20 protein-coding genes are annotated in these 25,312 nt (G+C 34.4%); 15 read left to right on the top strand and 5 right to left on the bottom strand.

What is annotated here, in order from left to right; genetic code table 11:
- Positions 1 to 18: 18 nt before the first annotated feature.
- Both C8P67_RS02345 and C8P67_RS02340 read right to left on the bottom strand, forming a co-directional pair.
- A complete protein-coding gene (locus tag C8P67_RS02345) occupies positions 19 to 1,275 on the bottom strand; it encodes a voltage-gated chloride channel family protein (RefSeq protein WP_115809960.1) in 1,257 nt (418 codons plus the stop codon).
- Between the two features lie 66 nt (positions 1,276 to 1,341).
- Positions 1,342 to 1,728 carry a RidA family protein gene (locus C8P67_RS02340; RefSeq protein WP_115809958.1) on the bottom strand — a complete coding sequence of 129 codons (387 nt, stop codon included), beginning with the start codon at positions 1,726 to 1,728 and terminating at the stop codon, positions 1,342 to 1,344.
- A 425-nt stretch (positions 1,729 to 2,153) separates the two neighbouring features.
- On the opposite strand from C8P67_RS02340, the gene C8P67_RS02335 reads away from it, so the two are divergent.
- Complete coding sequence (locus tag C8P67_RS02335) at positions 2,154 to 2,837, top strand: hypothetical protein (RefSeq protein WP_245980360.1); 684 nt, start codon at positions 2,154 to 2,156, stop codon at positions 2,835 to 2,837.
- A gap of 11 nt (positions 2,838 to 2,848) precedes the next feature.
- Here the strand turns inward: C8P67_RS02335 and C8P67_RS02330 are convergent, their stop codons facing one another.
- Positions 2,849 to 3,388, bottom strand: a complete 540-nt coding sequence (locus C8P67_RS02330; RefSeq protein ID WP_115809956.1) for a hypothetical protein — start codon at positions 3,386 to 3,388, stop codon at positions 2,849 to 2,851.
- A gap of 290 nt (positions 3,389 to 3,678) precedes the next feature.
- Between C8P67_RS02330 and guaA the strand changes: the two genes are divergently transcribed.
- The 14 genes from guaA (at position 3,679) to C8P67_RS02260 (ending at position 22,247) form a co-directional block, all read left to right on the top strand.
- The gene (gene guaA, locus C8P67_RS02325) at positions 3,679 to 5,208 is read left to right on the top strand and encodes a glutamine-hydrolyzing GMP synthase (protein ID WP_115809954.1); all 1,530 of its coding nucleotides are present in this window, start codon (positions 3,679 to 3,681) and stop codon (positions 5,206 to 5,208) included.
- 62 nt (positions 5,209 to 5,270) lie between these two features.
- Complete coding sequence (locus C8P67_RS02320) at positions 5,271 to 7,151, top strand: LysM peptidoglycan-binding domain-containing protein (RefSeq protein ID WP_115809952.1); 1,881 nt, start codon at positions 5,271 to 5,273, stop codon at positions 7,149 to 7,151.
- A gap of 91 nt (positions 7,152 to 7,242) precedes the next feature.
- A complete protein-coding gene (locus tag C8P67_RS02315; RefSeq protein ID WP_115809950.1) occupies positions 7,243 to 9,210 on the top strand; it encodes a LysM peptidoglycan-binding domain-containing protein in 1,968 nt (655 codons plus the stop codon).
- Between the two features lie 90 nt (positions 9,211 to 9,300).
- Positions 9,301 to 9,702 carry an OsmC family protein gene (locus C8P67_RS02310; protein ID WP_115809948.1) on the top strand — a complete coding sequence of 134 codons (402 nt, stop codon included), beginning with the start codon at positions 9,301 to 9,303 and terminating at the stop codon, positions 9,700 to 9,702.
- Between the two features lie 72 nt (positions 9,703 to 9,774).
- A complete protein-coding gene (locus tag C8P67_RS02305) occupies positions 9,775 to 10,005 on the top strand; it encodes a DUF3820 family protein (RefSeq protein ID WP_115809946.1) in 231 nt (76 codons plus the stop codon).
- Positions 10,006 to 10,253: 248 nt separating this feature from the next.
- Positions 10,254 to 11,867 (top strand): CTP synthase, encoded by a 1,614-nt coding sequence (locus tag C8P67_RS02300; RefSeq protein WP_115809944.1) that lies wholly within the window; start codon positions 10,254 to 10,256, stop codon positions 11,865 to 11,867.
- 118 nt (positions 11,868 to 11,985) lie between these two features.
- On the top strand, positions 11,986 to 13,881 hold the full coding sequence (gene yidC / locus C8P67_RS02295; RefSeq protein WP_115809942.1) for a membrane protein insertase YidC: 1,896 nt from the start codon (positions 11,986 to 11,988) through the stop codon (positions 13,879 to 13,881).
- 182 nt (positions 13,882 to 14,063) lie between these two features.
- Positions 14,064 to 14,780, top strand: coding sequence for a toxin-antitoxin system YwqK family antitoxin (locus C8P67_RS02290; RefSeq protein ID WP_115809940.1), 717 nt, complete (start codon positions 14,064 to 14,066; stop codon positions 14,778 to 14,780).
- A 135-nt stretch (positions 14,781 to 14,915) separates the two neighbouring features.
- The gene (gene mnmA, locus C8P67_RS02285) at positions 14,916 to 16,103 is read left to right on the top strand and encodes a tRNA 2-thiouridine(34) synthase MnmA (RefSeq protein ID WP_115809938.1); all 1,188 of its coding nucleotides are present in this window, start codon (positions 14,916 to 14,918) and stop codon (positions 16,101 to 16,103) included.
- Positions 16,104 to 16,122: 19 nt separating this feature from the next.
- Positions 16,123 to 17,736: a S8 family serine peptidase gene (locus C8P67_RS02280; RefSeq protein ID WP_115809936.1), complete on the top strand. Its 1,614-nt coding sequence runs from the start codon at positions 16,123 to 16,125 to the stop codon at positions 17,734 to 17,736.
- Positions 17,737 to 17,750: 14 nt separating this feature from the next.
- Positions 17,751 to 18,695, top strand: a complete 945-nt coding sequence (locus C8P67_RS02275) for an NAD(P)H-dependent flavin oxidoreductase (RefSeq protein WP_115809934.1) — start codon at positions 17,751 to 17,753, stop codon at positions 18,693 to 18,695.
- Between the two features lie 37 nt (positions 18,696 to 18,732).
- The gene (locus tag C8P67_RS02270) at positions 18,733 to 19,146 is read left to right on the top strand and encodes a hypothetical protein (RefSeq protein WP_115809932.1); all 414 of its coding nucleotides are present in this window, start codon (positions 18,733 to 18,735) and stop codon (positions 19,144 to 19,146) included.
- 377 nt (positions 19,147 to 19,523) lie between these two features.
- Entirely contained in the window at positions 19,524 to 21,140 is a 1,617-nt protein-coding gene (gene pafA / locus C8P67_RS02265) for an alkaline phosphatase PafA (protein ID WP_115809930.1), read from the top strand.
- 141 nt (positions 21,141 to 21,281) lie between these two features.
- A complete protein-coding gene (locus tag C8P67_RS02260; RefSeq protein WP_115809928.1) occupies positions 21,282 to 22,247 on the top strand; it encodes a c-type cytochrome in 966 nt (321 codons plus the stop codon).
- 61 nt (positions 22,248 to 22,308) lie between these two features.
- Here C8P67_RS02260 and lysA read toward each other — a convergent pair whose 3' ends face one another.
- Both lysA and C8P67_RS02250 read right to left on the bottom strand, forming a co-directional pair.
- Positions 22,309 to 23,532, bottom strand: a complete 1,224-nt coding sequence (gene lysA, locus C8P67_RS02255) for a diaminopimelate decarboxylase (protein WP_115809926.1) — start codon at positions 23,530 to 23,532, stop codon at positions 22,309 to 22,311.
- A 323-nt stretch (positions 23,533 to 23,855) separates the two neighbouring features.
- Positions 23,856 to 25,310: a glutamate synthase subunit beta gene (locus C8P67_RS02250; RefSeq protein ID WP_115809924.1), complete on the bottom strand. Its 1,455-nt coding sequence runs from the start codon at positions 25,308 to 25,310 to the stop codon at positions 23,856 to 23,858.
- Positions 25,311 to 25,312 lie beyond the last annotated feature (2 nt).

Raw genomic sequence — 25,312 nt, 5'->3', positions numbered from 1 at the left:
TAAAAAGTATTTTTTTTATTAAAGGTATTTCAACCCTTTTTTTCTAATACTTTGATATAAAATGGATTTAGGACCTTTTACAATTTGCGATTTATAAATCCCGACAGATCCAGAAAAAAAGTAAGCGACGATACAGGCAGTTCCAATATATATTCCACAATTAATTCCGAAAAGCTCCATTCCCATAATAGTGCAAGCGAAAGGAGTGTGAGTTGCTCCCGAAAAAACGGCCACAAATCCCATTCCAGCCAGTAAAGCTATTGGAAGCGGAACAATAACGGATAATGCACTGCCTAAAGTCGCACCCACAAAAAAAAGCGGTGTAACTTCCCCTCCTTTAAATCCAGCTCCAAGTGTAAAACCTGTAAAAAGTATTTTTAAAAGAAAATCATATGGTGCATTCTGTATTGAAAAAGCATCCACAATCATTGGAACTCCCAATCCGATATATTTTGTGGTGCCGATAAAATAAATTGCAAGTGCTAGAATGATTCCGCCAATGAAAGGTCTTAATGGAGGGTATTTAATATTCGCCGAAAATAATTTTCCCCAAAAATGGGTGCTTCTGGAAAAAAGCAAAGCGGTAAATCCAAATAAAACGCTGACAATAATTATCCAAAAGAAAGCAGTGAAATTCATGTCGGGAATTTCAGGAATACTGTAATGAGTATGTTTTATTTCCCAGAATTCAACTGTGAAATAAGCTATATAGGCTGTTAGAAAAGACAATACAATGCTTTTGAAATTAATTCTGCTGAAAAAAACAATTTCCAAGGCGAAAATTGCTCCTGCTAAAGGTGTTCCAAAAACAGATGCAAAACCAGCACTGATTCCCAAAATGATCAGAATTCTCCTTTCGGAATTATTTAGTTTGAAAATCGAGGAGCATACATCTGCAATTGCACCGCCCATTTGTACTGCAGTTCCTTCTCTTCCTGCTGATCCTCCAAAAAGATGAGTTATTAAAGTCCCTAAAAGAACTAAAGGAGCCATAAGAAATGGAATCTTTTTTTCGGGTTTATTGTATTCTTCTAGAAGAAGATTGTTTCCTTTTGTAATTCTGGAGTCGGATAGAAAGTAGCCGTATCCAATAAGTAATCCTCCAATGGGTAAGAGCCAAATAATCCCAGTATTTTGAATTCGGATTTGGGTAACAAATTCTAATGAAACTAAAAACAAAGCTGATGCTGTTCCAGAAAAAATGCCTATCAGACAGCAAATGAAAACCCATTTGAGCATGATAAGCATTATTTGTTTTATTTTTTGAAAATCCATTAAGTGTACTACTTTTTTAAAAATAAATTTTATGCTAAAGTATTACAAATTGTAATGTTTTTCGAATTATTCTGATACAACGGCAGTAAATTCAATTTCAACCAAATATTCTGGTGCTACCAGTTGGTTGATACCGTAAAATCCTGTTGTTGGTTTAATGTCTTTAAAGAAGGCAGCATGTGCAGTTGCAACAGCTTCAAAAGTACTAACGTCTGTTGTGAAAATTCGGGTACGAATCACATCTTTCATTCCTACATTAAGATCTTCTAACACTTTTTCTACTCGTTCAAGAATATTTAATGTTTGTGCATGAGCATCATCAGCTTTTACTTTTTCACCATCAACTATGGCTACAGTTCCAGATACTTCTATGATGTTTCCGATTCGAACCGCGCGGCAATATCCCATTTTGTCTTCCCAAGGTGATCCAGTTAAGATGTTTTCTCTTTTCATTATTTAAATTTTTAAGTTTATTGATTGTTATTTAATACAGATTCAAAACGGTGTTGAATTTTATTGAAGTGCGAATTTATAAAAATTAGAATTAAAAAAAGAGCCGCTTTTTAAAGAGCTCTCTTATTGTGATTGAATTAGGATTATTATCACAAAATCGTTTAGATATTTTAATTTCTTCGTATTACTTGCAGTTAAAAAACTTAGTATGTATTGTGTTGATTAAGACCTAATATTTTAAGTAAATCCTAATGTCTTAATGGTTTAAAAACAGATTAAGATTGTGTAAATCTAAATATGAGGAATTAGGTGTTTAGAATTTCTTAACAGGTATGTAAAAATAAATTATGTTAGTTTTGTGATTCTATAAGTATTGTTTTTTTATTTTTGAAATATATTTTAAGGCAAAAAACCTACTTTTTAATATGATGAAGCAGATATTTTTATTTATTTTTCTAATAGGTTTTATAACTTGTTCACAGGCTCAGGTTGAGTTTAATAATAAGTTTAAAGGGATTCCTCCTATAAATAGTAAACCCAAACCAGAGAAAAAAGAGATTCCTCCAGCTGATCCAAATGCTCCTGTAATTATTCCTCCAAATATTTACAAGAATCCAAATGCAATTCAATCACCTCCAAATCCTGTTGACGATTATAAAGTCAAAACTAAAAGCGAAATATCGATGATTCCTAAAAATGAGTTTATCAATCCTGGTGACGAAGTGAGGGATCGATTAAATAAAAGACCGGACCGCCAAGAAGGATTAGCTTATCGTCGTAATCAAAACTTAGGCACATTCAAATCTACTGCTGATTCCGCAACTGTTATGTACAGAGATGCACAATATGTCGATGGTGATTTAATTCGGGTGTATTTGAATGGTGTCATTATACAATCGCAAGTGTATTTGGACAGTAATTTTAAAGGTTTTGAAATTACGCTCAAAAAAGGATTTAATAAAATTGATTTCGAAGCATTAAATCAAGGAGATTCTGGTCCAAATACTGCCGAATTCAAAGTTTATGATGACAAAAAACAATTGATTTCGGCTAGCGAATGGAACCTAGCCACAGGTTTTAAAGCTACTATTATTATTGTTAAGGACTAGTTTGATGCTTTTTAATTAAAAGGATCAGCTGTTACTTTAAAACTTATATTAGCTTTTACCTCTATATCCTGACTATAAGTTTCTTTGGTTGTTATAGCTGTTCTTAATTTATAACTCGAAGCTTTGATATATTTGTCGAGATTTTTAGTAGTACATGTTAGATTAATTGTATTTACTGCTGTATTGATATTGTCAAGATACGCTAATTCGATTTCATCATCCGCAGTCGTGGATATATAGATATGAACTGATTTTAGGAAGCTAAATGTTTTATCGGCCGGATTTAAAATACTTAGTTTAATCTCTCGCAAAGTCGCATCTTTAACCAAATTTGCATCGGTATTATTATTGTTGAATTCAGTGGAAGAGTTGGTAGTAACATCTGGAGTTGCTACTTCAAAAGGTGTGTTGATTGAAAGTCCGCTGTTTATTTTAAATGTGACTTCATCAGAAACAGTGAAAGTTAATAATTTATCCAGCTCATTACATGAAATTACTGTTATTAACGATAAAATTATAATTGATATAGCTGCTGTTTTTTTTGTTTGCATTGCTGTGAAATTAAGATTTGGATTTTTATAAATAGGTTAAGAAATAGAAATGCTCCTTATTCTTTTAACGATGTTATAATTAAATTAGTATTTATTCAGAAAGAGAAAACAGCTGTTGAAATATATTTTAAAACTGCAGAATGAAATCTGCTGAAATAATATAATCTTTATTTCCTGGTTGTTTTTTAATTTATTGTTTAAAAATAAACGGAAGTTTTTCCGAAAAAATAAATTAAAAAATTTTTCAAAATACAATTTTTCAATTCCGAATATATAAAGTATTTTTGCGCATGCAACACAACGTACTTATTTTAGATTTCGGATCGCAATACACTCAGCTTATTGCGCGTAGAGTTCGCGAATTAAATATATTCTGCGAAATTTTTCCTTACAATCATTTTCCGAGTGATTTATCAAGTTATAAAGCCGTAATTCTTGGAGGAAGCCCTTTTTCTGTTAGAGGAGAAGATGCGCCGCATCCAGATTTATCACAAATCAGAGGGAAGCTTCCTATGCTTGCCGTTTGTTACGGAGCGCAATATCTAGCCCATTTCAGCGGCGGAGAAGTTGCAGCTTCAAACACAAGAGAATACGGAAGAGCGAATTTATCCTATATCAAAGAAAATGAAACTTTCTTTGAGGGCGTTTCTGAGAACAGCCAGGTTTGGATGAGCCACAGTGATAGTATTAAAGCATTGCCTGCAAATGGAGTAAAGTTAGCAAGTACACACGACGTGGAATATGCAGCTTACAAAATTGAAGGAGAAACTACATATGCGATTCAATATCATCCTGAAGTTTTTCACTCTACGGATGGATCAAAAATGCTAGAGAATTTCTTGGTGAAAATTGCCGAAGTTCCTCAAAATTTCACTCCAAATGCTTTCGTTGAAGAAATCGTAGCCGAAATGAAAGAGAAAATCGGAAACGACAAAGTTGTTTTGGGTCTTTCGGGAGGTGTAGATTCAACTGTAGCAGCAGTTTTATTAAATAAAGCAATTGGTAAAAACCTGTATTGTATTTTCGTAAATAACGGATTGCTTCGTAAAAATGAGTTCCAAAGCGTTTTAGATCAATACGAAGGAATGGGACTAAACGTAAAAGGAGTAGATGCTTCGCAGCGTTTTTACGATGCTTTGGCTGGAGTTACTGATCCGGAATTAAAAAGAAAAGCTATTGGTAATGCTTTCATCGAAGTTTTTGATGATGAATCACATAAAATTGAAGATGTAACTTGGCTAGCCCAAGGAACAATATATCCTGACGTAATCGAATCAGTTTCGGTAAAAGGACCATCGGCAACTATCAAATCACACCATAACGTGGGAGGATTGCCAGATTATATGAAATTGAAAATTGTTGAGCCTTTGCGTATGCTTTTCAAAGATGAAGTACGCAGAGTAGGAGCAACTTTAGGAATCGATCCAGAATTATTAGGAAGACATCCTTTCCCAGGGCCAGGATTGTCAATCCGTATTTTAGGAGATATTACCCTTGAGAAAGTTCAAATTTTACAGGATGTAGATAAAGTATTTATCGACGGATTAAAATCTTGGGGATTATATGATAAAGTTTGGCAGGCTGGAGCAATCTTACTTCCTGTAAACAGCGTAGGTGTAATGGGCGATGAGCGTACTTACGAAAAAGTAGTAGCCCTTCGTGCAGTGGAATCTACTGATGGTATGACTGCTGACTGGGTACATTTGCCTTATGAGTTCTTAATGAAAGTGTCAAATGACATTATTAATAAAGTAAAAGGTGTGAATCGTGTCGTTTACGATATTAGTTCAAAACCGCCTGCAACAATTGAGTGGGAATAGTAATTTTTTTAACATTAAGTCGTTACATTTGTAACGACTTAATTGTTTAAACCTACTTATTTATGAAAGAATTTTCAAGATTTTTATTGTTTGTTGCTTTTGTATCAAATGTCTCTTTTGGACAGCAATCGACAGCTAAGCATACAGTTTTAAAAGGCGAAACAATCCCTCAAATCGCTCAAAACTACAAAACTACACCTTCTGAAATTTATAGATTGAATCCAGAAGCACAAAAAGGAATTTCGGAAAATCAAATCCTTTCTCTCCCAGAATTATCCCAAAACCAAAATTCAATTACTCATACCGTTGCTCCAAAGGAAACTTTGTTTGGATTGGCAACCAAGTATAATGTAAAAGTAGAGGCTATTCAAAATGCGAATACTGCTGTTCTTGCAAATGGATTACAGGTTGGCCAGGAGCTGGTTATTCCACAAGAACCAAAAACAGCAACTGTTAGTTCAAAAAACACACATTTAGTTCAGGCAAAAGAATCGTTATTCAGCATTGCCCGACTTTATAATGTGTCTGTCGAAGATTTGGATAAAGCCAATACAGCTCTTTTGAAAAACGGATTGCAAATTGGTCAGGAAATTGTTATTCCAAATAAAAAGAAAACTTTAGACGGAAGAGTTAGAGTTATTAATGCTGAAACTGTTTTTTATGTGGTTAAAGCAAAAGAAACGAAGTATTCTATAGCGAAACAATTTGGAATTACCGTGCAGCAATTGGAATCTCAAAATCCAGAAATTGTTAATGGACTGACAGAAGGAAATAAGCTGGCTATAAATGTAAATGAAGTAAAACCAACGAATGAAAATGAAGAGCTGATGCTTGCTTTGGCTGAAAAACAAGTTGTGGTTGAGAAATCTAAAGCAAATGAAAAAGAAATCAGCAGTCTAAAAGATAAACTGGAATTACAGCAGGAAATCAATCAAAGAGTAGTAAAGGTTAATGGTCTTTTGGTAGATTTGAAAGAAATTGATAATACCAAAGAAAGTTCTGCTGAAAAATTGAAATTTGTTTTAGAAGCAAATAAAAATATCCAGGAAATTCTTCTAGTAAAACTAGATTCTTTGGTTAACACGATGAGTAAAGATTTATCAGTTTTAAAAAAGACTGAACTTGTTGACCTTGATGAGTCTGTCCGCCTTCAAAAAATTTCTAACGAAAATATTCAAAAAACTAACGAATTATCGCAGCAGCTTAAAAAGCAATTGGCTGATAACAGGAAAGTATATACGGGTTTAATGGATAAAGCAGAGCGTATTGCGGTTGAAGAAAATCAAGCATATAAGAAAAGCATCAGGGAAAACAGCAAGTCAAAGCCAGCAGAACCAAAAGAGGTAAAATTGACTCCAGCCGAATTAAAAACGATGGAGATGGAGCAGCGCGTCCGTGATTTAAATAATATAAAGCTGATTACAAAACTGGATTCGCTAAATAATGAAAGCAAATCAGAATTGCGGTTACATATCAGTAAAGCTGATTTTTATAGTAAACAAGCCAGAACATTTGATGATAATTTAGCAAAATTAAAAAATCGAAGCTATCAGAATAAAGCATCAGAGGCCCAAGCCAAAACTAAAACAGCTGTACTTGTAAAACCTATGACATTGGATCAGATAAAAATAGAATTAGCTAAGCAGCCGGCTAAAGTTAAATCAATAAAAATTGAGAAAATAGAAGGTGTAAAGGATTTGAAGGCTGGTTATTATGTTGTATTAGGAAACTTTCAAGATGCTGCTAATAGAGATGCTTTTATTAAAAAATTATCAGACTCAGGTTCTCTGGAAAGCAGTTTCTTTTACAACAGTAATTTACTTTCGTATTATGTGTATTCAAAAATAGCTGAAACAAAAGAAGAAGCTCAATATGAGTGTATTCAAAAGCAGGGTAAACCTCTTTTTGAAGAAATGTTTATTGCAAATGTGGTTTCCGAGTAATTCAATAAAAGAATAAATTAACAGTCTTTAGAGAAAATATCTGTTATAAAGAGAGTATTTTTACTAAAATTAATAAATGGCCCTATCTATTATGAACTATTTTTTTGTAACGGTCTTCGCTATATTTTTTTCGCTCAATTTAGTTTCAGCGCAGGAAAAGATTGATAAGTACATTGTCGGCAAAGGTGAAACAGTAACTCAGATTGCTCAAAAATTCAATGTTACTCCTTACGATATATATAAACTTAATCCAGATGCTCAAAAAGGATTAAAACCAAACAGCGTTTTGCTTATTCCAAAAGGTAAAGGAAAAGCAGTTGCAGCGGAAGTAAAAAGTATGACTGCAGTTGTGCCTAAGCAACAGATCAAAACACATTTGGTACTTGCAAAAGAAACCTTATTTAGTATCGAAAAAAAATACGATTTAGCTGATGCTGATTTGAAAAAAGCAAATCCTGATTTAGAAAAATTAGGTCTGCAGGTCGGGCAGGTTTTGACTATTCCTTCCAAAAGTAGTCCGAAAGTAAATGCAGTAGCTAAGAGTTCGGTTGTTTATCATACTGTTTTGCCAAAGGAGACAAAGTATTCTATCGCTAGACTGTATAATATGACAGTTGGAGAATTGGAGCAAAAAAATCCTGAAATTATACCAAATCTAACTGTAGGATATGAGTTGCTGATCAAAGGGACCAGACCAAAAGCTGTGACAAAAACTGTCGTTTCAGAAACAAAAATTTCACCTGTAAAGCCTTTGGCTGTAAAATCGGTACCAGTAGCCGAACCAGTAACTTATATTGATTATGTTGTAAAGGCCAAAGAAACTTTTTATAGTTTATCTAAACAATTTGGTTTAACACAGCAGCAGTTAATTGATTTGAATCCTAATTTAACAGCAGGTGTTCAAGACGGAATGGTTTTGAAAGTGCCGTCAAAATCAAACCAGATTTCATCTAATTCTGCGAAACAAAACGTAGTTCTAACTAAGAAAATAAACAGCGATAAAAAAACTTTAGTGCTGTTGCTGCCTTTCAATATTGCAAAAAATGGTGGTGATACTATTAGTTCTAATGTCAGCCGTCTAAATAATGATAAATTTCTGAATATGACTTTGGATTTTTATGCAGGAGCTTTAATAGCGATTGATTCGGCGAAGCAAGCTGGTGTTAACTTAGATATTAAGATTTTTGATTCTAATGAGTCGAAGACTGCTTCAAATGCAGCAGCTATTTTTAGTAATAACGATCTTGCTAGTGCTGATGCGGTTGTTGGTCCCTTTTATCAAGCGAATGTAGAAAAAATGGCTAATTTGCTAGGTCAAAGCAATGTGCCTGTTATTTCTCCATTATCAAGAGATGCAGGTAATCCAACTCCGAATTTATACCAGTCGATTGTTCCTTCTTCAGATTTAAAGACAGCTATGTTTGATTTTTTGAATACAAAACAGGGTAATATAATTGCGGTTATTGATAAGAAAAGAGAAACAATTAGAAAATACATTTCAGAAAGTCAAAAACAAGTAAAAATTGCACCTTTGACTCCAACGGGAGGTTTAAATGTAGAAGGTTTTAAGAGTCAGCTGGTAAAAGATAAAATGAATTATGTTATTCTTGAAACTGCCAATACTGGAATGATTAAATATACCATAAATACAATGGTTAGCGTTATGTCTGGCTATCAGGTGCAATTGGTTATTCTGGAACCAAATGAAACATTGGACACAGATGAAATAAGTTTCGAAAATTTGACAAAACTGCATTTAATGTATCCTTCAGCAACACGAGAGAACAATTCTCCAGAAGCTCAGATTTTCATGCAGAGTTATAGAAAAAAGAATAAAGTTAATCCAAGTACTTTCGCGATTCGTGGTTTCGATATAACTTTTGACACCATGATGCGTCTGTCTCAGGATAAAACCTATCAAGAAACTGCCGAAACTATGATAACCGAACAAGTGGAAAGTAAGTTTGAATATCATAAAAAAGAAGAAGGCGGTTATGTCAATAAAGGAATTTATATACTGTATTACGACACAGATTTAACTGTTAAAGAAGCGAAGTAAGAAGCAGTTTGCAGATTTCAGATTTCAGAAATTAATTTTTGGCATTGAAATTACAAACAACTAATAGCCATCAACCAACAACTAAAAAAAATGACTTCAAAAGTAACTTATTTAGGGGATTTACGAACTTCCTCTGTACATATACAATCGGGTACTGAAATCCTATCAGATGCTCCAGTAGATAATAACGGAAAAGGAGAAGCTTTCTCTCCAACAGACTCAGTTGCCAATGCTTTGGCTACCTGTATGATGACGATTATGGGTATAAAGGCGAGAGATTTGAATATTGATTTTCAAGGCTCAACTGCAGCAGTTACTAAAATTATGAATGCCGAACCAAGACGAATTGGTGCTATCGAAATTATTTTTGAAATGCAGGGTGTTTCAGAAGCAAAAGATAAAATAATCTTAGAAAGGGCAGCCATGACTTGCCCAGTTTTCTTGAGTTTGAGTACTGAAATTAAAAAAGATATTAGTTTCATTTGGAAATAAAAATTGAATCAAAGTAATTAATAATTTCGATGAAAAGAAGCTCAAACAAAGAGCTTCTTTTTACTTTTAAAAATGGACGAAAACCAAAAACAGCTCATAAAACTTGCTCACACCAAAATGCCTTTCGGTAAATATGAGGGCTGGTTTCTTATTGATATTCCAGAATATTACATTGTCTGGTACAGCAATAAAGGTTTTCCAAAAGGAGAATTGGGAGAACAGTTGAAATTAATTCACGAGCTAAAACTCAACGGACTCGAAGAATTAATTCGGAATATAAAAAAGAAGTACCCGAAACCTTAAAATAATTGGATAATAGGAGAATTAGAAAATTACATAATCTTTAGATAGAAAACTATAAAATATTGGTTTGAAATGAATTTAATTCATTGTTTTCTAACGATCTCTTATTTATTTCCTAAATTATCAAATTGATTCACTGAATAATTTTATAATTGGCACATTTTCTAAATTTCTAATTAGTTTATTGTCTAATAAAATTTGTACTTTTGCCACGTTTTTTACACAACTACAATACAAACAACAACAGAATGAATCAAACGAAATATATTTTTGTTACAGGCGGTGTGACTTCTTCTTTAGGAAAAGGAATTATAGCAGCATCTTTGGCAAAATTGTTACAGGCAAGAGGATATAGAACGACTATTCAAAAATTTGATCCCTATTTAAACGTTGACCCGGGAACCTTAAATCCCTATGAGCATGGCGAATGTTATGTGACAGATGATGGTGCAGAAACGGATTTGGATTTGGGACACTACGAGCGTTTCTTGAATGTGCCGACTTCTCAAGCCAACAATGTAACTACCGGTAGAATTTATCTTTCGGTAATAGAAAAAGAACGTAGAGGGGAATTTCTAGGTAAAACGGTTCAGGTTGTACCTCATATCACTAACGAAATTAAGGATAGAATGCAGTTGCTGGGTAATTCTGGTGATTATGACATTATTATTACTGAAATCGGAGGAACTGTCGGAGATATTGAGTCTTTGCCATATATCGAATCGGTTCGTCAGTTAGTTTGGGATTTAGGTGAAAATAATGCTATCGTTATTCATTTAACTTTAGTACCATATTTGGCTGCTGCTGGTGAATTAAAAACGAAACCAACACAGCACTCTGTTAAGACTTTGATGGAAAGTGGTATCAAAGCGGATATTTTGGTCTGCAGAACAGAGCATGAAATTTCAGATGAAATCCGCAATAAATTAGCATTATTTTGTAATGTAAAAAGAGAAGCGGTTATTCAGTCTATTGATGCTTCTACTATTTATGAAGTGCCTAATTTAATGCTGGAAGAAGGATTGGATGTAGTGGCTTTGAAAAAATTGGATTTGCCTAAAAAAGCAGCTCCGGATTTAAAAAACTGGAATACTTTTTTGAAAAGACTGAAGCTGCCTAAACATACTGTAAACATTGGTTTGATTGGGAAATATGTAGAAATGCAGGATTGCTACAAATCGATATTGGAAGCTTTCATTCATGCAGGAGCTGCAAATGAAACTAAAGTAAATGTTATTTCTATACACTCTGAATTTATCGATTCAGAAAATATAACTGAAAAACTGCAGGATTTAGATGCAATTCTTGTTGCTCCAGGTTTTGGAGAAAGGGGAATCGAAGGAAAAATCGAAACGATTCGTTATGCTCGTGAAAACAAAGTGCCGTTTTTTGGAATTTGTTTGGGAATGCAGATGGCGATTATTGAATATTCAAGAACCATTTTAGGATTGGCAGATGCTAATTCTACTGAAATGAATGATAAAACCTCAAATCCTGTCGTGAATTTGATGGAAGATCAAAAAAATGTGACAGACAAAGGCGGAACAATGCGTCTTGGAGCATGGAAATGTGATATTAAGCCAGATTCATTGGCTTATAAAATTTATGGCAAAACTTCAATATCGGAGCGTCACCGCCACCGTTATGAGTACAACAGTCAGTATGTTGATCAATTGCAGAAAGCAGGTTTGATTTCTTCCGGAGTAAACCCTGATACTGGTTTAGTAGAGATTGTAGAATTAGCAGATCATCCTTTCTTCATTGGTGTACAATACCATCCGGAATATAAGAGTACGGTAGCAAATCCGCATCCGCTTTTTGTAAGTTTTGTGGCAGCAGCGGTTAAAGGAAAAAAGAAGTAATAAATTATTTTTTAGAAAAGATAATCGTCAGAATGTAACATTGAATGGGGATTGATGACTAACAGAATCAGTTTCTAATGGATTTAAATTAGGAAGACGAAAAACAACAATAAAAAAAATGGAAGAAAAAAAATTAGACCTTAACTCGATTATAGGTATGTTATTAATCGTTGGTATATTCTTTTGGATGATGTACCAAAACAAACCTTCAGAGGCACAGCTTGCTGCAGAAAAGGCTAAAAAAGAATTGGTTGCGAAAGAAGCTCAGGCAAAGGCTGTAGCTGCTAAACAAGCTGTGGCTCCGGCGGCAGTTATTACTCCTGGAGATTCTACTCAATTGGCAAAACTGCAAAAAACATTAGGTGGGTTTGCTTATTCTGCAACGTTGCCTTCTGCAAAAAATGATATTACAACAATCGAAAATGATTATGTATTATTGAAAATTGCAAATAAAGGTGGTTACATTGTTGAAGCTACTTTGAAGAATTTTGAAAAATTCAAGAAAAATTCTGGACAGTTAGTTTCTTTGATTAAAGACAATAATGCCGATTTAAATATTCAATTGCAAACAAATGACAGTAGAGTTTTAAATACAAAAGACTTGTATTTTGAACCTGCCTTGACTAAAGTTGGTGCTGATCAAATTCTTTCAATGAAATTGAAAGCTGGAGCCAATGAGTTTTTGGAATACAAATATATTTTGAAGCCAAACGATTACATGGTTGGTTTTGATATTCGTTCCCAAGGTTTAAATAAAGTGCTGAATACGGCTAAACCATTGGATTTACAATGGAATATGAAAACGTACAGAAGCGAGAAAAGTATCGCTTATGAAAATCGTTATACCGAAGTTCGTTATCAATACGAAGACAATAAACATAACTATGTTAATGACGGAACAGATAAAGAAGAATCACCAGACAAAGTTGGTTATATTGCTTTCAAACAGCATTTCTTTACATCAATTCTGTTAACGAATACGCCTTTTGAGAAAGCTGTATTGAAATCTAATAAATTGGCTTTGGATGAAACTAAGGACACTATTTTTATAAAAGATTTCAAAGCATCAGTTCCATTAGCTTTACAGAATGGCGAAGTAGATTATAAAATGAGCTGGTATTTTGGACCAACAGATTATGCTACTTTGAAAGCTTATGATAAAGACATCGAAAAAATAGTTCCGCTTGGCTGGGGTATTTTTGGATGGATAAATAAATTTATTTTTATTCCGTTATTCGGGTTTTTAACAGGGGGTATTTCTTATGGAATTGCGATTATTATTTTTACGATTCTTATAAAATTAGCGATGTCACCTATTACTTATAAGTCATTCCTGTCTCAGGCGAAGATGAAAGTATTACGTCCGGACATCACTGAGTTGGGAGAGAAATACAAAAAAGATCCATTGAAAAAACAGCAGGAAACGATGAAGCTGTATAATAAAGCGGGAGTGAATCCTATGGCGGGCTGTATTCCGGCTTTGATTCAGTTGCCATTTATGTATGCATCGTTCCAGTTCTTCCCATCAGCTTTTGAATTAAGACAAAAAGGATTCCTTTGGGCTGATGATTTATCTTCATTTGACTCTGTTTATAAATTGCCTTTCCACATTCCATTGTATGGTGATCATATCAGTTTGTTTCCAATTTTGGCAGCTATAGCGATTTTCTTCTACATGAAAATGACTTCTGGTGATCAGCAGATGGCAGCTCCTCAGCAGGAAGGAATGCCTGATATGGCCAAAATGATGAAATACATGATTTATATTTCGCCAATAATGATGTTGATTTTCTTCAATAGTTATGGTGCAGGTTTGAGTTTGTATAACTTTATTTCCAACTTAATCACTATCGGAATTATGTTTGTAATCAAAAATTACATTGTAGATTCTGATAAAATTCATGCTCAAATTCAAGAGAACAAGTTGAAAGAACCTAAAAAACCTGGTAAATTCCAACAGCGATTACAAGAAGCTATGGAACAGGCTGAAGCGCAGAAAAAAGCAAAAAAATAATTAATATTTTGATAAATATTTCAAAAGCTCCTAGTAAAATGGGAGCTTTTTTGTTTTAATAGAGAGTGCTAATTCTGAATTGCTAAGTTTTATATACTTTTATGTGGTAAATAGAGTTTATAATAATTGACAATTTTTTATTTTCATAGTGTTGATTGTAAAATAATTTAATTAAGAAATATATGTTTGCTATTTTTAGATTTTTAGTCTTTTTTTTATGTTGCCAGGCTGTTCTTTCACAAACAGATTCCAATCCTGTTGATGAAAATGGAAAGAAGCATGGAGTTTGGAAAGGATTTTACGAGGAATCGGGGAGACCGCGCTATGAAGGAACTTTTGAACACGGTAAAGAAAAAGGTGTTTTTAATTTTTTTGATGATACTAAAGCAAAGTCGATTATCGCAACAAGAACTTTTAATGCAAAGGATAATTCCTGCTATACTATTTTTTATGACCAGAATAAAAATGTTGTAAGTGAGGGAAAAGAAGTAAATAAATTACGTGAAGGCCAATGGAAGTATTATCATAAGGCATCTAAATCGGTTATGACTTCAGAGAATTATAAGAACGGAAAACTTGAAGGCGTCCGTACAGTTTATTACCCAAGTGGGAAAGTTGTGGATGAAACAATTTATAAAAACGGATTAAAGGAAGGAGTTTATAAAAAATATTCTGAGAAAGGAATTGTATTGGAAAACAGCTTTTTCAAAAATGGCGAATATGAAGGAGAGGCTGTTTATAAAGATCCTAATGATTTTGTGATTGCTAAAGGAAAGTTCAAAAATGGCAAAAAAATAGGAAAGTGGCAGTTTTTTATAAATGGAAAACTGGATAGTGAAGAAAATATGGATAAACCAAAAAAACCACAGCTCAAAAGGGATAAAGTAAAGACAGATTAATATTTGTGAATTGCTAGCTGGATTGATTCTGATATTAGTTTGACTTATAACGGTATTGTTTTCATTAATCCAGATGTAATTATTACTAGGTATATTATTTGTACTTTTGCAAAAGATTGAATTAAAATACAAATAATGAAACGTGTAGTTGTAGGTCTTTCTGGTGGTGTGGATTCGAGTGTTGCTGCTTATTTATTGCAGCAGCAGGGTTATGAGGTTATAGGTCTTTTTATGAAAAATTGGCACGATGATTCGGTTACCATTTCTAATGAATGTCCTTGGCTGGAAGACAGTAACGATGCTTTATTGGTAGCCGAAAAATTAGGTATTCCATTTCAAACTGTTGATTTAAGCGAACAGTACCAAGAGAAAATCGTTGATTATATGTTCAGCGAGTACGAAAAAGGGAGAACTCCAAATCCTGATGTACTTTGTAACCGTGAAATAAAGTTTGACGTTTTTATGAAAATAGCTTTGAGTCTTGGTGCCGATTATGTGGCAACCGGACATTACTGCCGAAAAGGTGAAATCGAAGTGAATGGAGAGAAAACATATCAGCTTCTTGCTGGTGTAGATAGCAATAAAGACCAGTCTTATTTTTTGTGTCAATTATCACAGGAGCAATTGGCAAAAGCCTTGTTTCCAATTGGTGAATTGACTAAGCCTGAAGTGCGTGAAATTGCAGCGGAAATGGAGCTGGTTACTGCCGAAAAGAAAGATTCGCAAGGTCTTTGTTTTATAGGTAAAGTACGTCTGCCCGAATTTTTGCAGCAAAAATTACAGCCAAAAGAAGGGACGATAATTCAGATTGATAAAAATGACCCTGTATATTCTAATGAAATTCAGAATGAATCATCATTAGAGGAAGAATTACATTTTGCTTCCAGAAAAATGCCTTATGTTCAAAGTATGGGGAAAGTGATGGGTAAGCACCAAGGAGCACATTATTTTACTGTTGGACAGCGTAAAGGCCTGAATGTGGGAGGAACAACTGATCCGTTGTTTGTTATTGCTACCGATGTGGAAACCAATACGATTTATACTGGTTTATCCAGTAACCATCCTGGTTTATTCAAAAGCGCCTTATTTATAGAAAAATCAGAAGTGCATTGGATTCGTGAAGATCTGGCTTTGGCCAATGGCGAAACAATGAATGTTATGACACGAATTCGTTACAGACAGCCTCTGCAGAAAGCGGTTTTGCACCAATTTGAAAACGGTATGTATATTTCTTTTGAAGAGCCTCAGTCTGCCATTACTGAAGGGCAGTTTGCTGCTTGGTATCACAATGATGAATTAATAGGTTCAGGAGTTATTTCTTAATTTTAAATAGTTGGTTTATATGAAGAAAATTCTATTTTGTATTTTATTTTTTTCATGCTTTAATGTGTTTTCTCAGGAAGATGCTTGGGTATATTTTAATGTAAAAAATAATGCTCAAGCGTATTATGATAATACTTTGAATATGCTTTCTCAAAGAGCTTTGGATCGAAGAAGTATTCAAAACATTGCTTTGGACTCTAAAGATATTCCGATAGACAAAAGTTTTATCAGTCAGATAAAATCTGTTTCGGGTATTACTGTTATGGCCAAATCCAAATGGCTGAATGCTTTACATATCAGAGGCACACAAGCAGTAATTAATTCGCTAAAATCATTAGCCTTTGTAGAGAAAGTTGATTTTGCTGATAAAACACTGAATACTACTGCAAAGAAAACTGTCTTGGCAAAAACAAAATCTGTCAGTAAGGTTTTGGAAACTCAAGTGAATTTTGCTTATGGCAGTTCGGCAAACCAAATTCAAATGCTTCATGGCGATGTACTTCATCAGCAAAATTATACAGGTTCCGGTAAAATAATCGCCGTTATGGATGCGGGATTTCCAGGCGTGAATACCGCTCAGCCATTTCAGAGACTGAGAGATAATGGGCAAATTCTGGGAGGTTATGATTTTGTAGGCAGGAATACTGATTTTTACGCAGGAGATTCTCATGGAGCAATGGTTCTTTCCTGCATGGGAGGATATAAAGAAAATAAGCTTGTTGGAACAGCTCCTGATGCTTCTTATTATTTGTTTAGAACAGAAGATGCTTCTTCAGAAAATCCTGTGGAAGAGTCCTATTGGGTTGAAGCGGCAGAGAAAGCAGATAGTTTAGGAGTTGATATTATAAATACTTCTTTAGGATATTTTGGTTTTGACAATACAGCTTATGATCATACTTACAAAGAAATGGATGGCAAAACGGCTTTTATGACCCGTGGTGCTGAGATTGCTTTTTCCCGCGGGATGATCGTAGTAGTTTCTGCTGGAAATGAAGGTGATACTGAAAATCCTCATATTGGTGTACCAGCTGACGGTATTTCGGTACTTACTGTGGGAGCGGTAACTCCTGCAAAAGTTGTGACTAGTTTTAGTTCGATCGGACTTTCATTTGATGGCAGAGTAAAACCGGATGTTATGGCACAAGGTCAATCGGCGGTCTTATCAGATTCGGATGGTACTATCGGAACTGCAGACGGAACTTCTTTTTCAAGTCCGATTACTGCTGGTATGGCAGCTTGTTTATGGCAGGCATTCCCAAATAAAACAAATGCAGAAATTAAAGAAATGATAATACAGTCGGCTGATCGATATACTGCGCCGAATGCTCAATATGGATATGGAATCCCTGATTTTAGTTTAGCTTTATCTAACGCTTTGGGATTAAATGATTTTTCTCAAAAAAATGTTTTTTTATATCCGAATCCGACAAATAATATTAGTACCGTTTCTCTGCCTGATAATTTTGATACTGGAATATTTCAGGTTTATTCTGTATTAGGTCAAAAAATAAGCGAACAGGTAATTACCAGAACACAGCCTTTGGTTTCGTTAAAAGCATTAAACGCAGGAACGTATATTTATACCATTAATTGGGAAGGTAATATGACTTCTGGTAAATTAATCAAGCAATAATTTTCTATTTATATATGAATAAAATCACAAGTCTTTTCAATATTAAATATCCAATTATTCAAGGTGGAATGATTTGGAACAGCGGTTATAAATTGGCTAGTGCCGTGAGTAATGCTGGAGGATTAGGTTTGATAGGCGCAGGTTCCATGTACCCGGAAATATTGAGAGAACACATTCAAAAATGTAAAAATGCTACCGATAAACCTTTTGGTGTGAATGTCCCAATGCTGTATCCCAACATTGAAGAAATAATGAAGATTATTGTAGATGAAGGAGTGAAAATCGTTTTTACATCGGCGGGAAATCCTAAAACCTGGACTTCTTTCTTGAAGGAAAACGGAATAACTGTAGTGCATGTGGTGAGCAGTTCTGTTTTTGCTTTAAAAGCTCAGGATGCTGGAGTGGATGCTGTTGTTGCCGAAGGTTTTGAAGCCGGAGGACATAACGGGAGAGAGGAAACTACAACCCTAACTTTGATTCCGATGGTGAAAGATAAAATTTCGATTCCGCTGATAGCTGCAGGGGGTATTGCTACTGGCAGAGGTATGCTTGCTGCAATGACGCTTGGCGCAGATGGAGTACAGGTAGGAAGCCGTTTTGCTGCTTCGGTTGAATCATCATCTCATGATAATTTTAAACAGATTGTTGTTGCACTTCAAGAAGGAGGAACACAATTAACGCTAAAAGAATTGGCGCCGGTACGCTTAATTAAAAATAAATTTTATCAGGACGTTCAGCAGTTATATGAAAAATGTCCGAGCAAAGAAGAATTAGTGTCTTTGTTAGGAAGAGCTAGGGCTAAGCGCGGCATGTTCGAAGGAGATTTGGAAGAAGGGGAATTGGAAATAGGCCAGATTGCCGGACTAATTAAAGACATATTGCCTGCAAAAGCAATAATTGATACCATGATTGCCGAATTTGAGCAGGCAAAACGTGAAGTAGTTCGGTTTGATTTTTAAAAAGCCTTATATTTGTTTTTCTATAAATTTTTAGATGATGATTAAGTTAAAAAATATCTTAGTGCTATTGTTTATTTTCTTGGGTTTAAACCAAGGATTTAGTCAGGCGTATAAATTCAAAACTACTGGTTTAAGTGTTTCTGTAAAAAGTCCAAATGGTAAATTTGGCGATTGGAGTGAATTGAAGCCCGTGAGCATAGTTGTCAATTTGGACACCAAAAAAAACAGAATTGCTATCTATTCTGAGGTAATTCAGTTGTTTGAGATCGTAGAATATTCTCCTGTTGAAGAAAGCAAAACAGATTTGATTTATGGTTTTGTCTGTAAAGATAATAGCGGTGAAGATTGTACCCTTTCGTTCATTACCCGAAAAAATCAGAAAAACAGACAGCAGCTGTATGTTAAATATGCCGATAGAGTGCTGGCTTACAATATTGTTACTTTTGAATAAAAAAATGGGTTTGGGCCTGATAGTTTGATCTTCAAATTAAACTGTTGTTTTCTTTGCTATTTTGTTTTTCTACAATATCAGTAAATGATACTCATTTTTTGCTGATTGTAATTCCACTAAATTTCTTTGTAAGCATATGCGTGAGGGATAGCAGGAAGCTACCATAGTAGCCCGAATAGCCCGACCGTATCGCGATAAAAAGGGGTGTAAGAGCAAAGAGACTTACCCTTTTTATCGTGATGGGGTCACGCCCAGATTATTTTTGAGAATTTAATAATTTTTGGTTAAGAATTGATTATTTTATTGCTTTGTATTTTTGTTTTGGGGCATTTGTACAAAGATAAAGTGTATTTTTGTTTTTTATATAAATTGTATCTATGAGAAAATTTGTTTTGTTTTTAGTATGTGTTTTTTCTATTCAAAGTCAAGCACAGCAGCGTCCTAAATTGGTTGTTGGTATTGTTGTCGATCAAATGAAAATGGAGTATTTGTACCGATATTCTGATGATTTTTCAGATAAAGGTTTTAAAAGATTGATGAGTAATGGATTTACCTTTCATAATATGAATTATAATTACATGCCAACATATACCGCTCCTGGGCATGCTTCGATTTATACCGGTACAACTCCTGCAGTTCACGGAATTATTGGTAATGACTGGTATATCCGTGAGACTGGTAAAAACATGTATTGTACGGATGATTCTAGTGTTAAAACTTTGGTGGAGGGTACAGAAAAAGAAGGAGCAATGTCTCCAAAAAATCTTTTGAGTACTACGATTACCGATGAACTGAAAATGGCAACAAATTTTAGCGGTAAAGTAATCGGTTTGAGTATTAAGGATCGCGGGGCTATTTTGCCGGCGGGACATTTTGCTGATTGGGCATTTTGGAGTACTAAATCGGGAGCATTTATTTCCAGTAGTTTTTACGGAAGTAAATTGCCGGATTGGGTTGTTCAATTCAACAGTGAAAAAAATTACATGAAATACATCAATAAAGGATGGAGTTTATTGAAACCTGCAGAGGCCTATAATGAAAGTATAGCTGATAACAATCCTTATGAAGGAAGACTGGATAAAACTATGCCTCCGGTGTTTCCTTATGATCTGAGCAAAATTTACAAAGAAAGTGGAATGGAAGTGTTGAAAACCACTCCTTTTGGTAATGATTATTTGGCTGAATTGGCCATGAGAGCAATAGATAAAGAACAATTAGGCAAAGGAAATAGTACAGATTTCTTGGCAGTAAGTTTTTCATCAACCGATTATGTTGGACATACTTTTGGTCCAAGATCCATGGAAGTTCAAGACACTTATCTGCGTTTGGATCTTACTATTGCTACATTTTTGGATTATTTGGATGCAACAGTTGGTAAAGGGAATTATTTGCTTTTCCTGACCGCCGATCATGCTGTTGCCGAAAACCCTATTTATTTGAAAGATCATAAATATGACGTAACTAATGTGCCTTCGAAAGAGACTTACAATGCCTTAAATAAATTTTCGACTGATACATTTGGAGTAAATTTAATTTTGAGTTATTCTAATTTTAATATTTACCTGAACAAAACGCTGATAAAGGAAAAAGGCTTGGATTTGACTAATGTAAAGCAAATTTTCAAAGAATTTTTAATGACGAAAGAGCATGTAAAACGAGTATATACACAAGAAGAAATTTTAGGAGCAACGGCTCAGGACTATTACCTGAATTTTATTTTTAAAGGATATGATCCTAAGCAAAATGGGGATCTTGTAGTTCTTCAGGGTACAGGATATGTAGAAAGTATTGAAACAGGTACTACACATGGTACTCCTAATAATTACGATACTAATGTACCATTGCTTTTCTACGGCTGGAATGTTCCAAAAGGGGAGTCGGTTAAAAAAGAGTACATAACAGAAATTGCTCCAACACTTTCTAAAATGTTAAAAATTACTACCCCAAATGGTTCAGAATCGGAAGTTCTAGAAGAGCTGTTTGTGAAAAAATAGACTGTTTTTGCAGTGGTTTTAATTCCCCGTTCATGCAGATGAACGGGGATTTTTTTTGCTTTATCTATTTATTTGTTTTTATTGTGGTATTTTGATGAAAACTGTTAAATTTGAAGAATTTTGTTTAATAAATAAGAAAATATGAAGAAAATTATTAAAGGAATTTTACTGTTTTTAGTTGTTACAGTTACTGCAGTTTTACTGTACGTTAAATTGGCTTTGCCGAATGTTGGTGAGACAGAATATCTTACTATAAAATCGTCCGCCAGCCGATTAGAGCGGGGGAAATATTTGGCTAACAATGTCTGCGTCTGTATTGACTGTCACTCTACCAGAAATTGGAATGAATTTTCGGGTCCATTGGTTGAAGGAACTCTCGGAAAAGGAGGCGAAGTTTTTGATCAGAGATTTGGTTTTCCAGGCAGTTTTTATTCTAAAAATATTACGCCTTCCAGTATTGGCGATTGGACCGATGGAGAGGTTTTAAGAGCAATTGCCAGCGGAGTAGCTAAGGACGGAAGAGCATTATTTCCTGTAATGCCACACCCTCGTTTTGGGAAGATGGATAAAGAAGATCTGGAATCAATTATTGTGTATTTAAGAAGCTTAAAACCTATTGAAAATATAGTTCCTGAATCAAAGGCTGATTTCCCAATGAATTTTATAATTAATACTATTCCGAAAGAGCCTCATTTTTCGAAGAAACCAGATGAAAGTGATGCTGTTGCTTACGGCGGTTACCTGTTTAACGCAGCTTCTTGTGCAGAATGTCATTCCAAACAGGAAAAAGGAAAACCGATTGCCGGAATGGAATTGGCTGGTGGTTTTGAGTTTCCTATGGTTTCAGGAGGTACTGCACTTTCATCAAATATTACTCAGGATGAAGTTACAGGGATTGGAAAATGGTCTGAGGAAGATTTTGTGAAACGCTTTAAATCTTATACAGATAGTTCGTATGTTTCGGCTAAAGTCAGTAAAGGAAATTTTAATACCGTTATGCCATGGACAATGTACGGCGGAATGAAAGAGCAGGATTTAAAAGCGATTTATGCTTATTTAAAAACAATAAAACCGATCAAAAATAGCGTAGTGAAATTTGTGAATTAGTTTGAAAAGAATATAAAAAGAAATCCCGAAACTTGATAAGTATCGGGATTTTTTAATTTTATTAAACTGTAGCAGCTGTTTCTACAGGCAGCGGAATTTGATTTTGAAGCAAATCCTCGAATTTTTCATGAGCACGGATTAGATATCCTTGACCATTCATCCATAGAACTTCAGCTGGTTTGTATCTTGAATTGTAATTGGAAGACATTGAGAAGCAATAAGCTCCTGCATTGCGGAAAGACAGGATATCTCCTTCTTTAATTTCAGCTATTCTTCTGTTGGTTGCGAATGTATCTGTTTCACAAATATATCCAACAACTGAATAAAAACGCTCTTTTCCTTTTGGATTAGAGATATTTTCTATATAATGGGATGAACCATAAAGCATTGGTCGAATCAAGTGATTGAAGCCACTGTCAATTCCTGCAAATACTGTAGAAGTTGTTTGTTTAACAACGTTTACTTTAGCCAAGAAGAATCCTGCTTCGCTTACCAAGAATTTACCAGGTTCAAATATTAAAGTCAAATCTTTACCATATTCTACACAGAAAGCATTGAATCTTTTTGAAAGTTTTTTTCCTAATTCATCAATATCAGTAGCAATATCATCTTTTTTGTAAGGAACTTTAAATCCGCTTCCGAAATCTAAAAATTCTAAGTTTTTGAAGTTTTTTGCAGCATCAAATAAAATTTCAGCAGCATATAAAAATACTTCGATGTCTAAAATATCAGAACCAGTGTGCATATGGATACCTACGATATTCATATTAGTGTTCTCAACGATACGTACTAAATGAGGTAATTGATGTACAGAGATGCCAAATTTACTATCGATGTGACCTACTGAGATATTAGCATTTCCGCCCGCCATTACGTGCGGGTTAATACGGATACAAACCGGCACGTGCGGATGTTTTGCACCGAACTGCTCCAATATGGATAAGTTATCAATATTGATTTGCACTCCCAATGCGTGTACTTCTTCAATTTCCTCTAAAGAAACACCGTTTGGTGTGTAAAATATTTTTTCTGGTGCATAACCAGCGTGTAAACCTAACAAAACTTCTTGTATAGATACAGTGTCCAATCCAGATCCCAAGTCTCTCAATAACTGAAGAATTGCGACATTAGATAATGCCTTCATTGCATAATTGATGCGTAAATTGGCAACCTTTGAAAATGCCTTTGTTAACCGATTATACTGGGATTGTATTTTCTCTGCATCATACACATAAAGTGGACTTCCAAATTGTTCTGCTAAGTGTAGTAAATCGTTTGCTTGCATTTTTTATTTATTAATTTTTTACAAATTTATTATTCTTTAATATTACGACCAAACAAATTGATACTATTTAACAAAATGTAACAAATTGTTTTTATTGTAACAAATACTTCTTATTTGTTGATTTTTTTAACTTTTTTTAATTAACGAAATTTTTCATGACATATATAATAAAGGGAATCTCAATGTGGCTAATAGATAATTTGTTAACTTATTTTTTATTAAATAGATAAATTTTTAACGAATCGAAAAACTGATGAGCTTTAAAAAATAAATCCCTTGATAAAATTGATATCAAGGGATTTTTAAATTTATTGTTTCAAATATTATAGAGCTGGTAAATCGCCATTACCTTTTGTTGGTAAATTGCTATAACCCATCAAGTATAAATCAACTTCTCTTGCAGCTTCACGCCCTTCAGAGATTGCCCACACGATCAAAGATTGTCCTCTTCTCATATCACCAGCGGTGAAGATGTGAGGAACATTAGTTTGATAATTGGTAGCTTTATAATTTGTTCTAAAATCAGTTTCTAAACCTAATTGCTCTGCTAATGTTTTTTCTGGACCTGTAAAACCTAAAGCTAACAAAGCCAAATCGCAAGGCCAGATTTTCTCTGAACCTTCTTTTTCGATTAGTTCTGGTCTTTGTCCTGGAGTTAATTTCCATTGAACTTCAACAGTTTTTAATCCAACTAGTTCTCCTTTTTCATTAGCAAGGAATTCTTTAGTATTAATTAACCAGTTTCTGTCACATCCTTCTTCGTGAGATGAAGATGTTTTTAGCTGTAACGGCCAAAATGGCCATGGTGTAGTTTCGCTTCTTCCAATTGGCGGTTTTGGCATGATTTCAAAATTAGTCACCGATTTTGCTCCGTGTCTGTTTGAAGTTCCAACACAGTCAGATCCTGTATCACCACCACCAATAACGATTACATCTTTTCCAGTTGCTAATACTTGATCTTCGATTTTTTCTCCGTACAATACTTTAGTCTGCTGTGTAAGGAAATCCATTGCCTGAACAACACCTTTGCTGTCAGCACCTTTAGTAGGTAAGCCTCTTCTTTCAGTTGCTCCACCGCATAATACGATAGAATCAAAAGAATTTAATTCTTCTACACTAAAGTTAACACCAACGTTTACATTCGTTTTAAAAGTGATTCCTTCAGCTTCAAGGATTTTTACACGTCTGTCAATAATTCCTTTTTCTAATTTGAAATTAGGAATTCCGTAACGTAATAAACCACCAATTGCATTGTCTCTTTCAAAAACAGTAACGGTATGACCAGCACGGTTTAATTGTTGTGCAGCTGCCAATCCAGCAGGGCCAGATCCAATTACAGCAACAGTTTTTCCAGTTCTTACTTCTGGAGCCTGTGGTTTAATCCATCCTTCGGCAAAACCTCTTTCGATGATGCTTTTTTCAATATTTTCGATTGAAACCGGTTCTTGGATAATTCCCAATACACATGATTTTTCACATGGGGCAGGACATAAACGGCCTGTGAATTCTGGGAAGTTATTTGTAGATTGTAAAATCTGCAATGCGCTTTCCCATTCTTCATGGTGTACCATGTCGTTGAAATCAGGAATTAAATTTCCTAATGGACAACCACTGTGACAAAAAGGAATCCCGCAATCCATGCATCGAGAGCCTTGTTGTTTTAATTTTTCTTTTTCTACCGGTATTGTAAACTCATTATAATTTGCTACTCTTTCTGCAACAGCAGCGTTAGTTTCGTCAGTTCTGCTATATTCTTTAAATCCTCCTATTTTACCCATGA

It is taken from the genome of Flavobacterium aquicola, from assembly GCF_003385115.1.
GTDB lineage: Bacteria > Bacteroidota > Bacteroidia > Flavobacteriales > Flavobacteriaceae > Flavobacterium > Flavobacterium aquicola.
The sequence above is the reverse complement of the archived record's forward strand: the minus strand, read 5'-3'. Positions and strand labels throughout refer to the sequence as shown.